The 13,527-nt window shown below is 65.2% G+C and carries 18 protein-coding genes; 3 read left to right on the forward strand and 15 right to left on the reverse strand.

The genetic code is table 11. The features are described from left to right. Positions 1 to 72 precede the first annotated feature (72 nt). The 7 genes from C6A87_RS29225 to C6A87_RS21975 form a co-directional block, all read right to left on the reverse strand. Positions 73 to 264 (reverse strand): hypothetical protein, encoded by a 192-nt coding sequence (locus tag C6A87_RS29225; protein WP_396836918.1) that lies wholly within the window; start codon positions 262 to 264, stop codon positions 73 to 75. Between the two features lie 193 nt (positions 265 to 457). Beyond that, positions 458 to 799, reverse strand: coding sequence for a contact-dependent growth inhibition system immunity protein (locus C6A87_RS21950; protein WP_311114183.1), 342 nt, complete (start codon positions 797 to 799; stop codon positions 458 to 460). Positions 800 to 910: 111 nt separating this feature from the next. Next, the gene (locus C6A87_RS21955; RefSeq protein ID WP_311114184.1) at positions 911 to 1,258 is read right to left on the reverse strand and encodes a contact-dependent growth inhibition system immunity protein; all 348 of its coding nucleotides are present in this window, start codon (positions 1,256 to 1,258) and stop codon (positions 911 to 913) included. 316 nt (positions 1,259 to 1,574) lie between these two features. Then, positions 1,575 to 1,940, reverse strand: a complete 366-nt coding sequence (locus C6A87_RS21960; RefSeq protein WP_311114185.1) for a contact-dependent growth inhibition system immunity protein — start codon at positions 1,938 to 1,940, stop codon at positions 1,575 to 1,577. A gap of 27 nt (positions 1,941 to 1,967) precedes the next feature. Then, complete coding sequence (locus tag C6A87_RS21965; RefSeq protein WP_311114186.1) at positions 1,968 to 2,303, reverse strand: contact-dependent growth inhibition system immunity protein; 336 nt, start codon at positions 2,301 to 2,303, stop codon at positions 1,968 to 1,970. Beyond that, entirely contained in the window at positions 2,300 to 4,195 is a 1,896-nt protein-coding gene (locus C6A87_RS21970; RefSeq protein ID WP_311114187.1) for an RNase A-like domain-containing protein, read from the reverse strand. Before C6A87_RS21970 ends, C6A87_RS21965 begins: the two co-directional genes overlap by 4 nt. Beyond that, positions 4,192 to 4,467 carry a hypothetical protein gene (locus C6A87_RS21975; RefSeq protein ID WP_311114188.1) on the reverse strand — a complete coding sequence of 92 codons (276 nt, stop codon included), beginning with the start codon at positions 4,465 to 4,467 and terminating at the stop codon, positions 4,192 to 4,194. The genes C6A87_RS21970 and C6A87_RS21975 overlap by 4 nt, the downstream gene beginning before the upstream one ends. 262 nt (positions 4,468 to 4,729) lie before the next feature. Between C6A87_RS21975 and C6A87_RS21980 the strand changes: the two genes are divergently transcribed. Then, entirely contained in the window at positions 4,730 to 5,758 is a 1,029-nt protein-coding gene (locus C6A87_RS21980) for a zinc-dependent alcohol dehydrogenase family protein (protein WP_311114189.1), read from the forward strand. Between the two features lie 12 nt (positions 5,759 to 5,770). Here the strand turns inward: C6A87_RS21980 and C6A87_RS21985 are convergent, their stop codons facing one another. After that, the gene (locus C6A87_RS21985) at positions 5,771 to 6,718 is read right to left on the reverse strand and encodes a helix-turn-helix domain-containing protein (protein ID WP_311114190.1); all 948 of its coding nucleotides are present in this window, start codon (positions 6,716 to 6,718) and stop codon (positions 5,771 to 5,773) included. 91 nt (positions 6,719 to 6,809) lie between these two features. Next, positions 6,810 to 7,376 (reverse strand): dihydrofolate reductase family protein, encoded by a 567-nt coding sequence (locus C6A87_RS21990; RefSeq protein WP_311114191.1) that lies wholly within the window; start codon positions 7,374 to 7,376, stop codon positions 6,810 to 6,812. A 186-nt stretch (positions 7,377 to 7,562) separates the two neighbouring features. On the opposite strand from C6A87_RS21990, the gene C6A87_RS21995 reads away from it, so the two are divergent. Beyond that, on the forward strand, positions 7,563 to 8,831 hold the full coding sequence (locus C6A87_RS21995; protein ID WP_311114192.1) for an amidohydrolase: 1,269 nt from the start codon (positions 7,563 to 7,565) through the stop codon (positions 8,829 to 8,831). Between the two features lie 24 nt (positions 8,832 to 8,855). On the opposite strand, the gene C6A87_RS22000 is transcribed toward C6A87_RS21995, so the two are convergent. Both C6A87_RS22000 and C6A87_RS22005 read right to left on the reverse strand, forming a co-directional pair. Beyond that, a complete protein-coding gene (locus tag C6A87_RS22000; protein ID WP_311114193.1) occupies positions 8,856 to 9,167 on the reverse strand; it encodes a hypothetical protein in 312 nt (103 codons plus the stop codon). Between the two features lie 24 nt (positions 9,168 to 9,191). Further along, a complete protein-coding gene (locus C6A87_RS22005) occupies positions 9,192 to 9,815 on the reverse strand; it encodes an NAD(P)H-dependent oxidoreductase (protein ID WP_311114194.1) in 624 nt (207 codons plus the stop codon). 102 nt (positions 9,816 to 9,917) lie between these two features. Between C6A87_RS22005 and C6A87_RS22010 the strand changes: the two genes are divergently transcribed. Then, on the forward strand, positions 9,918 to 10,100 hold the full coding sequence (locus C6A87_RS22010) for a hypothetical protein (protein ID WP_311114195.1): 183 nt from the start codon (positions 9,918 to 9,920) through the stop codon (positions 10,098 to 10,100). A gap of 9 nt (positions 10,101 to 10,109) precedes the next feature. Here the strand turns inward: C6A87_RS22010 and C6A87_RS22015 are convergent, their stop codons facing one another. The 4 genes from C6A87_RS22015 to C6A87_RS22030 form a co-directional block, all read right to left on the reverse strand. Continuing rightward, positions 10,110 to 11,756 (reverse strand): DUF222 domain-containing protein, encoded by a 1,647-nt coding sequence (locus C6A87_RS22015; protein ID WP_311114196.1) that lies wholly within the window; start codon positions 11,754 to 11,756, stop codon positions 10,110 to 10,112. A gap of 49 nt (positions 11,757 to 11,805) precedes the next feature. Then, positions 11,806 to 12,174: a hypothetical protein gene (locus C6A87_RS22020; RefSeq protein WP_311114197.1), complete on the reverse strand. Its 369-nt coding sequence runs from the start codon at positions 12,172 to 12,174 to the stop codon at positions 11,806 to 11,808. A 5-nt stretch (positions 12,175 to 12,179) separates the two neighbouring features. Further along, a complete protein-coding gene (locus C6A87_RS22025; RefSeq protein WP_311114198.1) occupies positions 12,180 to 12,437 on the reverse strand; it encodes a Rho termination factor in 258 nt (85 codons plus the stop codon). 65 nt (positions 12,438 to 12,502) lie between these two features. Then, positions 12,503 to 13,525, reverse strand: coding sequence for a DNA topoisomerase IB (locus C6A87_RS22030; RefSeq protein ID WP_311114199.1), 1,023 nt, complete (start codon positions 13,523 to 13,525; stop codon positions 12,503 to 12,505). Positions 13,526 to 13,527: the final 2 nt, after the last annotated feature.

Consider the following 13,527-nt stretch of genomic DNA (forward strand, 5'->3'; position numbering starts at 1 on the left):
GTAGATCGCCCGATGAGTCGAAAGCGAACCGTCGTTCATGGCCATTTCCACATGACGCCGACCAGTTCGTAGTCAAACCTGTGGAAGTGTAATGCCGGGGCCGGTCTCGGCGACACGCCCGCGAAACCGGTTCGCGATCTCCTTCAGCCACTCGTCGTAGGTCAACGGTGCGGGACCGTAGTGCACCCCGACCTGACGGACGAGGAATTCCTTCAGCTGTGGCTCCGGACGGGATTCACGGAGCTCGTCAATCTGCTCAGCCAACCGCAGCAGGGGCGCAGGAGTTGGTCTTCGTCGACATAGTTGTCAACGATTCCCTGCCAGTCGTCAGCTTCCAGGTCCCAGTCCTGGTGAAAATTGGCGGCAAGAATTGGTACAACTCCGTCGAAATCGAACCGTCGTTCATGGCCATCCGAAGCTGAGGCTATGCATCACATTAGAATCGATCGATTCGTTCTCATGCGGTTGGCGGGGCAGCACTACCATCGAGCGCAGCGGCGTGCTGGCGCAGGCGTGCAGCGACCTGCCCGAGCCACTCTGTGTAGGTGAATTCTGGCAGTGGGTAATAGTTGGCCCCCAACGTACGTGCCACGAGTCGTTCGATATCAGGTTCGCTGCACTCAGCACTCAGGTCATCGATCTCGTGGATCAGCGATCGAAGCAGGTCCGCGGAGGGTCGTTCATCCTTAACGAAACTGTCGACAACCCCTTGCCAGTCGGCGGCTTCCAGAACCCAGTCCTCGTGGAAGTACGCGCCGAAGAAATGATTCAGAAGGCCCGATACCGGATGCTCGCTCATGAATTGGCCACTCCTGTCAGCACTTAGGCATCACGTCCGGCCGCACTGAGCGGGCAGGTGCCGTGCTATCCGACGTCGATTGCCATCACATCAGAGTCGTCCGAGTCGATCTCAAACGGTGGGCGGCGCAGGTGCAGCACCACTGTCAATCGTCGCGGCGTGCTGGCGCAGCCGCGCAGCAACCTGCTTGAGCCAATCTTCATACGACATCTCAGGCAGCGGGCTGTACTTGGCGCCCAACGTGTGCGTCACAAACGTCCTCATGTCAGCTTCTGGTCGAGGTTCGTTCACATCATCGATCTCATTGGCTAGCAGTCGAAGCAGCTCTGCGTTGGGCTCTTCGTCACGAACGTAACCGTCGACCAGCCCTTGCCAGTCCGCAGCTTCCAGATCCCAGTCCTCATGAAAGTACACCCGGAAGAGGTGCAACAAGGGACGGGAGACTGAGTTATCGGTCATTCCTCCATCATCCCCGTCGACACGTCCCATCCACCCGATCGATGGGCCTTCTGGACCATCGCGACAGCCTGGCGATCGCGAAGTCTCGCCGCTGAATCAGCTTTAGCGGCATCAATGTTGGTGCGGCGCTTCCCGACCTCGCCGAACTTATGGCGATGACCGATTGGCGATAAGTCCGAGGCGACAGTCGGGGCCACGCTGCAACGTCGGCGGCTCGGCTCCACCCGGCATTTGCGCGGCTCCTCTGCAGCCCTCAGCCGCGTGCCTGAGGTATCTGTGCACAAAATGGGCATTAGCGCCGCCCTGTTCGGCACCATTAGTGGCCGTGGAGGCCGTTCTCGACGGTAGGAGTGGACGCACCACAGTTGATCACCGCAGCGTGTTGCCGCAGCCGTGCCGCAATTTGCCCAAGCCACGGTTTGAACGACATTTCGGGTCGCGGGTCGTAGCACACCCCGACCTCACGCAACAGAAGCTGCGCTAGGTCCGCTTCAGAACGGGTCGCGCATAATTCATCAATCTCTCGAGACATCGTCCTTAGTGGTTCGGCCACCGGGTCCGCGTTGACGTAGTTGTCGACGATTCCCTGCCAGTCGTCAGCTTCCAGGTCCCAGTCCTGGTGAAAATATGCGCCAAAAAATTGTTCTAACTCAGTCGAGATCGAACCGTCGTCCATAGCCATCCCCGCATCACGCCGACCAGTTCGTCGTCAAACCTGTGGAGGTGTAATGCCGGGGCCGGTCTCGGCGACGCGCCCGCGAAACCGGTTCGCGATCTCCTTCAGCCACTCGTCGTAGGTCAACGGCGCGGGACCGTAGTGCACCCCGACCTGACGGACGAGGAATTCCTTCAGCTGTGGCTCCGGACGGGATTTACGGAGCTCGTCAATCTGCTCAGCCAGCCGCAGCAGGGGTGCAGGAGTCGGGTCTTCGTCGACATAGTTGTCAACGACTCCCTGCCAGTCGTCGGCTTCGAGGTCCCAGTCCTGGTGAAAATTGGTCGCGAGAAACTGGTACAGCTCGCGAGATATTGAACCGTCGTTCATGGCTGGGGGAACCCTGTCAGCACGTACCATCCGCCACTTCCGTCGCCTTTGAGGACGACCCTAACTGTGCTCCCTGCCACGGTCTCGTTCGCTCCTTTTTCCAGTATTGCGCCGCCCACGAAGGGTGCGTCCAGTTCGAGTTTGCGCGGTGCGCCGTCTGCGATCCAGCTGCTTAGAACTTCACGATTCTCGCGGAAGGCGGCACTAACGGCCGCTGCCGCTTCATCAGGTGTCGCGAAAGATGAAACAACTTCTAGGCCGGACGACTCCATACGTGCTGCTAGATCGTCAGCGGTCATTCCAACGTGACGCTCGATGAGGTGTCCCCCATTCGCTTCACTGCTCTGCAAAAGCGCACCGGCGTCCTCAAACCCGAAGCCCCCGACTGAACCTGCGTCGGCACCGCCTCCACCGTGCGATCCAGGTGCGTCTGGCGGGTGGCCGACATGGGGAGCCGACGGCGCATCGGGGAGGTGATGTGCCCCCGCACTGCCGGCGTCCAGGGCGTCGTCGACGTGGCGGCCGGCATTGAAGGCGTCAACAGCATGCTCGAGGCCCTCTGTGACGAACTTGCCGCCAGGGATGGGCGCCGCCCCAGCCACGTCGAGCACGGCACCAGCCCGATCCTCGACTGAGGCGTCGCTCCAATTTCGAAAGACGTCGATGTCGTGGGCGACATCGGGGATCAACCCGAAACTGCCTTCGCTCAAAGCGCGGCTACCTTCGGCGAACGCCGAAGGTAGCCGCGGAAAAGCTTGTACATCGGCATTCTCGGGAAGGGCCGGGATCGGCACCCGGCCCTGACCGACTTCACCGGCCGCCGCGTTGAGATTCTCCAGGACCTCGGTCTGACTCGTCACCTCACCGCGCGCGTCGAACAAGGCCTGTCCCAGCGCGTCGAGCTGGTCGCGGGTAGGGCCGGCACCCGCACCAGCAACCGTGGACTGAGCCAACGCATCGTCGAGCGCGGCTTGGGCCGAAGCCACGCTCTCATGCGCAGCGTCCACCCTGGCCTGCTGATCGCCAATCACCGATGGAGCGGCACCAACGGTGGGTGCCTCCAACGGATGTTGCGTGTACCGCCGTTCCTCGCCCTTGCCATTTCCGGCGTGCTGATTGAGGATGCGCTCCAACGCCGTGGGCCGTGCTTCGACAGGTTTCCCTGCGACTTCCGTCAACGCCTCGTCCAGGGTGGACGGCTGTTGGCCCTCTGTGGTCTTGCCTTCGCCGAGCATCGCTTCCAACGGCGGCTCCCTCCTGGCGCCCGAAGACTCCTTCGGGGAACCCGTGTCCTCAGTCTTGTTGTCCACCAGCCGGATCGTCGGATCGGTCTTCGTGCCACTATGACCACCGCCGAACCGAATTCCCTCCAGTTCAGCAGCGTTCGCTTCAAGCTGCCGCCCAACCAGGGCATCGGTGGCAACGAGCTGCTCAGCGCGCCATCGGATGAACTCGGCGTGCTCGGTCGCAGCCGTCATGCGGGCGGCAGCAGTCTCCTCGTCGTAGGCTCGGTTGTCGGTCACGGAAAGGTCGTCACCTACGGTGAAGTCGTCCTGTTCGGCTTCGGCGATGGCTTCGAGCGCTCGACTGCGTGCGGCCTGGATGTCCTCGCTGCCGCGCCTGGCGATGCCGGCAGCCTCACGATGCACGTCGCCCTGCCGACGCACGACCGAAGTATCCGTAGTTACGCGGTCCAGAGCGGCATCTTTGGCGTCACCTTCCCATGTGGTGCCGCCCGGAGTCAGAATGTTCTGCCTGTGCTGCTCGAACGCGGATTCCAGTGCACCCGCCAGCGTTCGCCAGCGGGTAGCGGCCGCATCGAGGTCTGAGCTGTCCCAGGACTCGATGTCCGACCTGCTAGGCATACCCATCGGTGCGGCCGCTGGGCTCACATGGTCACCGAGATAGCGTCGGCGCTGCCCCCGTCCGTCGCGTCATAACGATCGCCTGCCGTAGCGACATCATCAGCCTGACCAGCAATGCGATCAGAGATACGCAGGCGCGCGGCGGCGCTTGCCGCTTCGACTGCAGCGATTCCGGCGCCGCTCGGGCGAGCACTCACAGAACCTTCAAAGCCTCCAGCGAGCACATCAGCGGCGACAGTGACGCTGTCAGCTGCAGCCGACAGCAACCCGCCGACGTCCACATCCAATTCTTTTCCCATGTCACCCCCGTAACAATCCCAAGCTACCGCACCCCTCAGTACCCCCGATGCGGGAAAACCCGGGCGCTCGCCACAGTTCCTCGCAGCGAGCAGACCACCGCATCGGCTGCCGCTGCGACCATCCACGCGAGCACCGCGTGCAGGCGTGTCAGTATCCTCGCGGATATTGGCGTTCCCGCCACTGGAGTGTGTGGATTGTTTGCGCGACACTGAGAGAACCGTTCGTCCCTGGCGCGCCCCCACCACGATGAGGAACACCGACATGACTGATCTGATGAAAGCCGTTGTGCTCACCCGTTTTGGAGGGCCCGACGCTTTCGAGGTGCTCGACGTCTCCGTACCGCAGGTCGGACCCCGCCAGGTACGGGTGCGCGTCCATGCGACGGCCGTGAACCCGCTCGACTATCAGATCCGTCGCGGAGACTACCCGGATCATGTGCCACTTCCGGCGATCATCGGGCACGACATCTCCGGGGTGATCGAGGAAGTCGGATCCCACGTGACCGAGTTCCGCGCCGGCGATGCGGTGTACTACACGCCCCAGATCTTTGGCGGCCCCGGCTCCTACGCCGAGCAGCACGTCGCCGACGTCGACCTCGTCGGACGAAAGCCGGAGAACATCAGTCACCTGGAGGCGGCAAGCCTGACTCTCGTCGGCGGAACCGTCTGGGAGGCCCTGGTGACGCGGGCTCAGCTCACCGTGGGAGAGACGATCCTCATCCATGGAGGCGCGGGCGGTGTCGGCACGATCGCGATCCAGGTCGCGAAAGCGATGGGCGCACAAGTGATCACCACCGCGAAAGCCGCCGACCACGAATTCGTGCGCTCTCTCGGAGCGGATGCGGCGATCGACTTCACGTCGACGGACTACGTCGATGCCGTGGCCGAGATGACGGCAGGCAAGGGCGTCGACGTCGTCTTCGACACGATCGGCGGCGACGCGCTCACCCGAAGCCCGTTGACGCTGGCCGACTTCGGACGCGTCGTCAGCATCGTCGACATCGCGCAGCCGCAGAACCTCATCGAGGCGTGGGGCAAGAACGCCGCCTATCACTTCGTCTTCACCCGACAGAACCGAGGAAAGCTGGATGCGCTCACCACGCTGGTCGAGCGCGGTCTCGTGAAGCCGATCATCGGCGCGACTCTTCCGCTCGCTCGAATGAGCGAGGCGCATGAAATTCTGGAAAACAGGCAGGCGTATGTGCTCCGCGGCAAGGTCGCGATCGACGTGGCGGGCGAAACTGTTGCGCTCCCCGCATCTCGTAGCGAGACCCTCCAGGCGATCGGGTGACGATCGCCGTGCTCAGCTCCGCCCGGAGAAGGTAGCGCGGTACTCCGAGGGGGACACATCCAGGAGCCGGCGGAAATGCAGCCGGAGGTTCGATCCGGTTCCCAAGCCGACCTCCTCCGCGATGCGGTCGACAGACAGCCTCGTGCTCTCCAGGAGTTCGCGGGCGGTGTCGACCCGCGCCCGGAGAATCCACTGCAGCGGGGTGCTGCCGGTCTCCTCGGCGAAGCGGCGCAGGAACGTGCGGGGCGACATCCGCGCGTGTGCGGCGAGTCCGGCGATCGTGAGCTGCTGGTCGAGCCGCTTCATGGCCCATTCGCGCGTCGCGGCGAGGGTGTCACCGTGGGCTGCCGAGTTGGTCTTCGGCAGGTACTGGGCCTGCCCCCCGGTGCGGTAGGGCGCGGTGACGAGTCCTCGTGCGATCTCGTTCGCCGCGCTCACCCCGAGGTCGCGCCGGACGATGTGCAGGCACAGGTCGAGACCGGCGGCGGCCCCCGCCGAGGTGAGGATGGATCCCTCGTCGACGAAGAGCACGTTCGGCTCGACCGTGATCTGCGGATGCCGCTCCGCGAGCTTCTCCGCCGCATCCCAATGCGTCGTCGCCCGCAGACCGTCGAGCAGGCCGGCATCCGCGAGGGCGAAGGCGCCGTAGCAGATCGACGCGATGCGGGCCCCGCGGGAAGCGGCGTTCCGGAGCGCTTCGCACACCTCCACCGGTATCGGCCGACCCGCCGGCGCGTACCCCGGGACGACGACCGTGTCCGCGTCGGCCAGTGCCTCCAGGCCCTGCGGGACCGCGTAGCCGAAGCTCCCGTGGGACGGCACGGTTCCGGCGGTGACCCCGCAGGCCGACACCTCGTATCCGAACCCCGACTCGGGATGGAACACCTCCGCCGGGATCCCGACGTCCAGCGGGAGCGCCCCGTCGAGTACGAGGACCACCACCTGATGCGGTCGCTGCATCACCCGACTCCGATCCGGTCGACGCATACCGACCGCGTCACCATCCTCGCACGTATAGGCATTACCGCCATCCGTGCGCCCTCAGCGACAGTCAGTCGCGTTTGGCCTCGTAGCGCAGCAGGACCGTGCCGCACGGGAAGGTGCGATTCTCCAGCAGCCGCAGCGAGATCCATGACGGCAGCGTCGGGAAGAACGGGAGGCCGCCGCCCACGGCGGTAGGCGCGAGCACGATCCGGTACTCATCCACCAGTCCGGCCTGCACGATCGGCGCGGCCAGTGTCGCGCCGGCCACCTCCATCTGGCCGTCGGTCTCGGCTTTCAGCTTCGTGACCACCTCGACCGGGTCGCCGCGTTCCAAGCGGGAGTTCCAGTCAACGGAATCCAGAGTCTTCGAGAACACGATCTTGGGCATGTCGCACCAGACCTGGGCGAAGTCGAGGATTGTCGGGGTGGCGTCCGGGTCCTGGTCGGCGGTCGGCCAGTACGCGGACATCAGGTCGTAGAGTCGCCGCCCGTAGAACGCGAGCGCGGTCTCGCGCTCGAAGTCGTTCCAGTACTGGTGCAGTTCCTCGCTCGGATCGGACCAGTCGATGTTGCCTGCAGCATCGGCGATGTATCCGTCCACCGACACGTTGAAGCCGTAGATGAGTTTGCCCATGGGGATCAGACTGCACCGGTAAGCCAAACTCATCGCGGCGCCGCGCGGGCTTTGGACTCTCGGTCCGATCCCCGACGCAGCAGCGGTGTCCCAACACTTTTCGCGGACGCTCGGCACCCCACCGCCCCGTTTGAGGAATTCCGTCCGAGGCAACTCCAGACTGATACCCGATGGGCAGGAGCCATGATGACCGCCTCAATCACTGCCGCCACCGCTGTTCTCGACGGCCTGGGTGGGATCCGCTCCTGGCAGGAGGATTTCTACCGTGACCTGCACCGCCACCCCGAGCTGTCCCATCAGGAACACCGGACCGCTGGCAAGGTGGTCGAGACGCTGACCACCGCCGGCTACCAGGTTCATGACGGAGTCGGCGGAACCGGGGTGGTGGGGGTGCTGGAGAACGGTCCCGGCCCGACGGTGCTGCTCCGCGCGGACATGGACGCACTACCCGTCCAGGAGGCGACGGGGCTGGAGTACGCCAGCACGGTGCACAGCACCAACAAAGACGGCGTCGAGGTTCCGGTGATGCACGCGTGCGGCCACGACTTCCACGTCACTGCCCTGCTCGGCGCCGCCCGCTTACTGGCCGAAGGACGCGCGCACTGGCACGGGACGACCGTGGCGCTGTTCCAGCCGGCCGAGGAGACCGGTGACGGGGCGCAGACCATGGTCGACGACGGACTGGCGACGCTGCTTCCCCGCGTCGACGTGTGCCTCGGCCAGCACGTCATGCCACTGCCAGCCGGCATGGTCGGCGTCCACGCCGGCCCGTTCATGGCATCCGCCGACAGCATGCGGATCACGGTCCACGGCCGGGGCAGTCACGGTTCCATGCCGCAGGCGTCCGTCGATCCGGTGGTGCTGGCCGCGATGATCGTCGTGCGGTTGCAGACGGTGGTCGCCCGCGAGATCAGCCCGGTAGAACCCGCGGTGCTCACCGTCGGCAGTATCGCCGCGGGCAGCAAGAGCAACGTGATCTCCGATCACGCAGTGCTACAACTGAACATCCGAACCTACAACGACCGCACCCGCACCGCTGTCATCGACGCCGTCAAGCGGATCGTCAACGCCGAATGCGTCGCTTCCCGGTCTCCCCGAGACGCCGAGTTCGAGCTGTTCGATCGGTTCCCGTTGACAGACAACGACATCCCCACCACCGACCGGGTGCACGATATCTTCACCGCGGAGTTCGGCGACCGGTGCGTGCAGCTTCCGCAGGGCGTGGGAAGTGAGGACTTCAGTGCGATTCCGTCTGCACTCGGTGCGCCGTACACGTATTGGGGCGTCGGCGGCATCGACCGCACCGCCTACCAGAAGGCCGCTGAGGCCGGCACGGTGGAACAGGACATCCCGGTCAACCATTCACCGAAGTTCGGACCGGTCATCCAGCCGACCCTCGACACCGCCACTCAGGCGCTGGTCACCGCTGGAATGCCCTGGCTGGCCTCGGCGTGACGCGCAGACCGAGGCCCTCCGGACTCAGCTCGTCGGCGGCTCGTAGTGCGCCTCGGGATGATCCTCGTGCCAATCTGCTTGCTGTTGCTGCACTTTGCGGTGCGTACGAGCCAGCCAGGCCAGCCCACCACCGATGAGCAGCACCGCGACCACCACGCCCACAATCCCGGCAGTGCGGGTGCCGTTGGCGAACGAGAACAACCCCAAGACAAGGCTCAGCACACCGAGCCCGACCGAGATCAAACCCGGTGCGTTGGCTCCTGCTTTCATGGTCTCGCCGGCATGCTGGCGAGTGGTACGGGCGTGATCGACGGGATCTCGTGACGTGTCAGGCATGATGCTCCTTTCGCTGACGGATCGTCATTGATACGGCGGGTACTGCGATTGCTTCAGTACCCGCGCCAGGTGGGCGGCGTTACGCGCCGCCGCCGCAGTTGCCGAGGCCACCTGTTCGGGCACCTCGTCAAGGTCTTTGTAATCACCGGATTCCATCGCCGGTCCATTCCAGTATGTGCAGCCCTGCGCGGGAATGCTGTAGCCGATGTCGTTGAGGCCCTGGAAGACGTCCGCGACCACCTTGTGTGCGCCGTCCTCGTTGCCGACCACGCTGACCAGGGCCACCTTGCCGAGCATCACCGGCCGTCCCTGGTCGTCCTCGTTCGACAATTCGGCGTCGAGGCGTTCCAACACCCGCTGCGTCACCGACGATGGATGACCCAGCCAGATCGGTGTGCTGATCAACAGGATGTCGGCGATGAGGACTTTCTGACGGATCTGGGGCCACTCGTCGCCGCCGCCCATGTCGGCTTCCACGCCGGGCGCGATGTTGAAGTCCACGCAGCGCACCGATTCGCACTCCACGCCCTGATCGCGCAAGCTCTCGAAGACGTGCTCGGCGATCAGCGCACTGCTGCTGTCCCCCGGACTCCGGGTGAGACTGCAGACCAGCGCAATCGCGCGCACAGGTAACGCGGTGTCTGGCATGCCGTGGTCATACCCGACGCAAATTCCCCCAAACGATTCATACGTTCACGTCACAGGTTCGGTAAGAAGTTTGAATCACTCACATCAGGGCATGCCGCCCCCATGAGCGAGCCCCATTCCGAGAAGGCCGAATCCGACGTGGAACCCGACTCCAAGGTCGCCGGTTCACGCGCGGCCGAGGACACCGACGATCCCAGCGAAGGTCCGTACGTGGGGCGCGCAGGCGATGACGACGACTTCGACGCCGGCGAATCAGGAGCCGAGGCGCGCAGCAACGACGGCTGAGGCGGTCCGTCAGAACGGCGGAGGGTCGTCTCCGTAGTCGGGTTCACGCCATCCGGTGGCTGATTCCCACGGGGTATGGCTGCGTGGTGGGGGCTTTGCCGGCACGTCGTTATCCGGTGCGCGTTGTTTGCGGTTGCGTCGGCGTTCGGCTTCGATGGATCGGGCTCGGTTGTGGGCGCGGGTGTTTCGGCGTTTGGGCATCTTTGTGCCGCGGTGGGGGCTGATGACCGGTTCGGGTGGGTCGCCAGTCCAGAGGGTGCCGGTCGGCCTGCATAGAGCCGGGAACAGCAGGCGACTGCCGGGGTGGGTGGTGTAGGTGTGGCCGGTGGGTGCGGTCCAGACGACGGTCCCGTCGGGGTATTGGCGGTCGCGCCATCCGGTGGCACCGGTCCAGAACGTTTTCAGTAAGTGGTGAAAACGGCACAGGGCTTTGAGGTTTGAGGCGTGGGTGGGTCCGAGCGGGTAGGGCACGGTGTGGTCGATGTCGGCCAGGGTGGCCGGGGCGTCGCAGCCGGGAAAGCGGCACGTCAGGTCTCGGCAGCGGATGAACTCGGCCAGCGCCCGCGACGGGGTGTAGCGCGGCTCGGGTCCGGACATGCCGGGGTGGATGAGCGGGCGGATTCTGGCGCCCTCGCACATCTGGGCCAGCAGCCGGGTCGGGGTGAGCCCGGCCCCGAAGATATAGGCCGGCCTGGTCCGCGGGGCGGGGGCCGCCTCCTGGGTAGCAGGCTCTTCGCCGCCTCGGGTCTCTTCGACGTCAGCCTCCTCGGCGCCGCTGGTCTCCTCGCCGCCAGCGGTGTCCTCGTCGGCGCCGCTGGTGTCGGGGGTGGGGTCGGTGAGGATGTAGAGGGTGGTGTCGCGGACCGGTCGGGGGTGGTCGGCGCCTGCGCAGGTGGTGTTGCCGCAGCCGCAGGCCAGGGTGGCGGGCGTGGTGTTGCCGGTCAGGCGGGCGGTGATGGCCGCGGCGCGGCGGTGGTCGAGGCTGCGGGGGTCGTCCTCGCACACGCTGAACGCCATCTGGTCCATCAGTTGTTCGGCGATGGCGGCGTCCCCGGCGAACAGCCGCGCCCAGATCGTGGTGAATCCGGGCGGATCGGTGGGGCTGCCGAACTGGACTGCGGGTTCGATCACGGTTTCTTTTTTGGTGCGTACGGCGTCACGGTCGTGGCGGGCCACCAGCGCGTCGATCTCGATCTCGGTCTTGGCCACCGACTTCGCCCCCCAGCCGCTGATCTCGGCGGCCAGATCCGCATCGACGGCAGCCATCACCGCCGGGTCGGTGATCAGGTAGGTGCGCCAGACGATGGCCCGGACCAGCATCTCGCTGATCTGGCCGGCCAGAAACAGCGCGAACACCTTCGGCAGCCGATCCCGTAATGCCACACCGCGGTGGGCTTGAGCCGAAGCCAGGCCGGCGGTGATGTGCTGGGCGGCGCCCAGTTCGGCGGTGACCGCGGCGTCGGGGTCGATCCACCACAGTTCGCGCTCTCCGGCGGGCAGGTCGGTGCGGCGGATGAACAGCTCGGCCATCACCGCCAACTTCCGCGCGCATGCGGCGTTCTCGACCCGGGCACTGGCCCGGGCGGCATCGACCAACTCGGCGGGGGTCAGCGCGGCGAGTTGGTCGGGCTCCGGAACCCCCGAACTGTCGAACATGTGTTCGATTCTAGCGGCGCCCACCGACAGGCCCGCGCACCAAATCCAGTTACTCCCGCTCCCACGGCGGGGAATCGCCCATCTTGGCGTAATACTTCGCGAGGTGGCTCTTGACCCGGTCGATGTCCTTGTCCGGAAGATCGATCCCGCCCCGGGAACCCTGCATGATGGCGCCCGCGGCCATCACCCCACGCGGTACCGCACGAAGTTTGCCGTCAATGACGTCGGCGATCAGCAGCTTGTACGCCGTGAAGTTCGTCTTCTTGTCCGCGTCGTACCAGACATGCGCGTCGCGGTACTTCTCATTGGGCTCATCGGTGGCACCCGCCCACTCGCGGACGCGCTTCTCGGCGCCACCGCCGTCCCACTCCAGGTCTCTGTCCGCCAAGGGAAGATCGTGAAAAGCTGTGACCGCCATGGCGACTAGTGGTTACGCAGCCGCGAGATCAGCTTCTCCTTGGTCAGATGCGAATACCCGGAGATGCCGAGCTCCTTGGCTCGCTTCTTCAGTTCGCCGACCGTCCAGTCGTAATAGGACCCGGACTGCCCGCCCTTACGACCCACGTTGGACTTACCCCGCGCAGCAGCCGCATTCGAGATTCGCGCTGCCTTCTCCTTCGAGTTGCCGTCGCGCCGGAGTTCCTCATACATCTTCTCGTTCTTGACAGATGAATTCGGCATGAATCCCGCCTCCTTGATGACGATCAGTTCCGTCAGGGTTCCCGGTCCCTGGGCCACAAAACCGGCTAACGCTTCGCCATTCGACGGATCAGCGTCCGGGTAGCCTTCTCCAGGATGGCCTTCGCCTCGTCCGGGGCCGGAACCTTGGCCGCGCGGCGGACCGCGGGCGCGATCGTCTCACCCCGCAGGTATCCGCGGACTACCCGCGGATCGACGTAAGAGGACCTGGCCACCGCGGGGGTGTTACCCAGCTCTTCGGATACCTCTTTCATCACCGCGGCGGTGGCCCGTTTGATCGCGGTCCGGGAGGTCGGCGGCTTCGCGTCCGAAAATGCGACGGCGGCCAGCACCGTACCGTCCCATGTGCGCAGGTCCTTCACGCTGAATTCGTCGCCGACGAGTTCCTTGAAACGCGCGTTGAGATCGTCCGCCCGCACGTCCACCCAGCCACCCCTGGAACCGTTGCGGCACACGAGCAGTCGCCCCGACCGCTCCTTCCGCTGCAACAGCGCACGCAGCGCGCGCACCAGGTCCGGATCGTCGATCTCGACGCTGCGCCGCACGCCGCTCTTGGCCGGATAGTCGAACAGCGCCGCGCCGCTGCGCAGCGTGACGTGGTCACACAACAGCGTGGCAAGCCCGTAGTGCTCGTGCTCCTCGGCATACTGCTCGCCGCCGGCGCGGAAGTAGCCGCGATCGATCAACGCCAACGCCAGTGCCAACACCCGGTCACGATGCAGCCCGCGTTCGGTCAGATCCTCTGCGATCCGGGCCCGCCACTGCGGCAACCGCGCCGAGAGCTCCAACACCCGGTCGAACTTCTCCTCGGCGCGTTCCTGCTGCCATCGCTGGTGGTACAGGTACTGGCGTCGACCCGCGGCGTCGGTGCCGACAGCCTGGATATGACCGTTGGGCTTCGGGCTGATCCACACGTTCTTCCACGCCGGCGGGATGACCAGATCCTTGATTCGCTGGGCCGTGTCCGGGTCGGCCACCGGTTCACCGTCGACCGCGTAATACGCGAAACCCTTACCCCGACGTCTGCGGATGATGCCGGGAGCCCTCAAGTCGCTTCGCGCCAGCCGCACCG

This window comes from Mycobacterium sp. ITM-2016-00317 (assembly GCF_002968295.1).
Taxonomy (GTDB): domain Bacteria; phylum Actinomycetota; class Actinomycetes; order Mycobacteriales; family Mycobacteriaceae; genus Mycobacterium.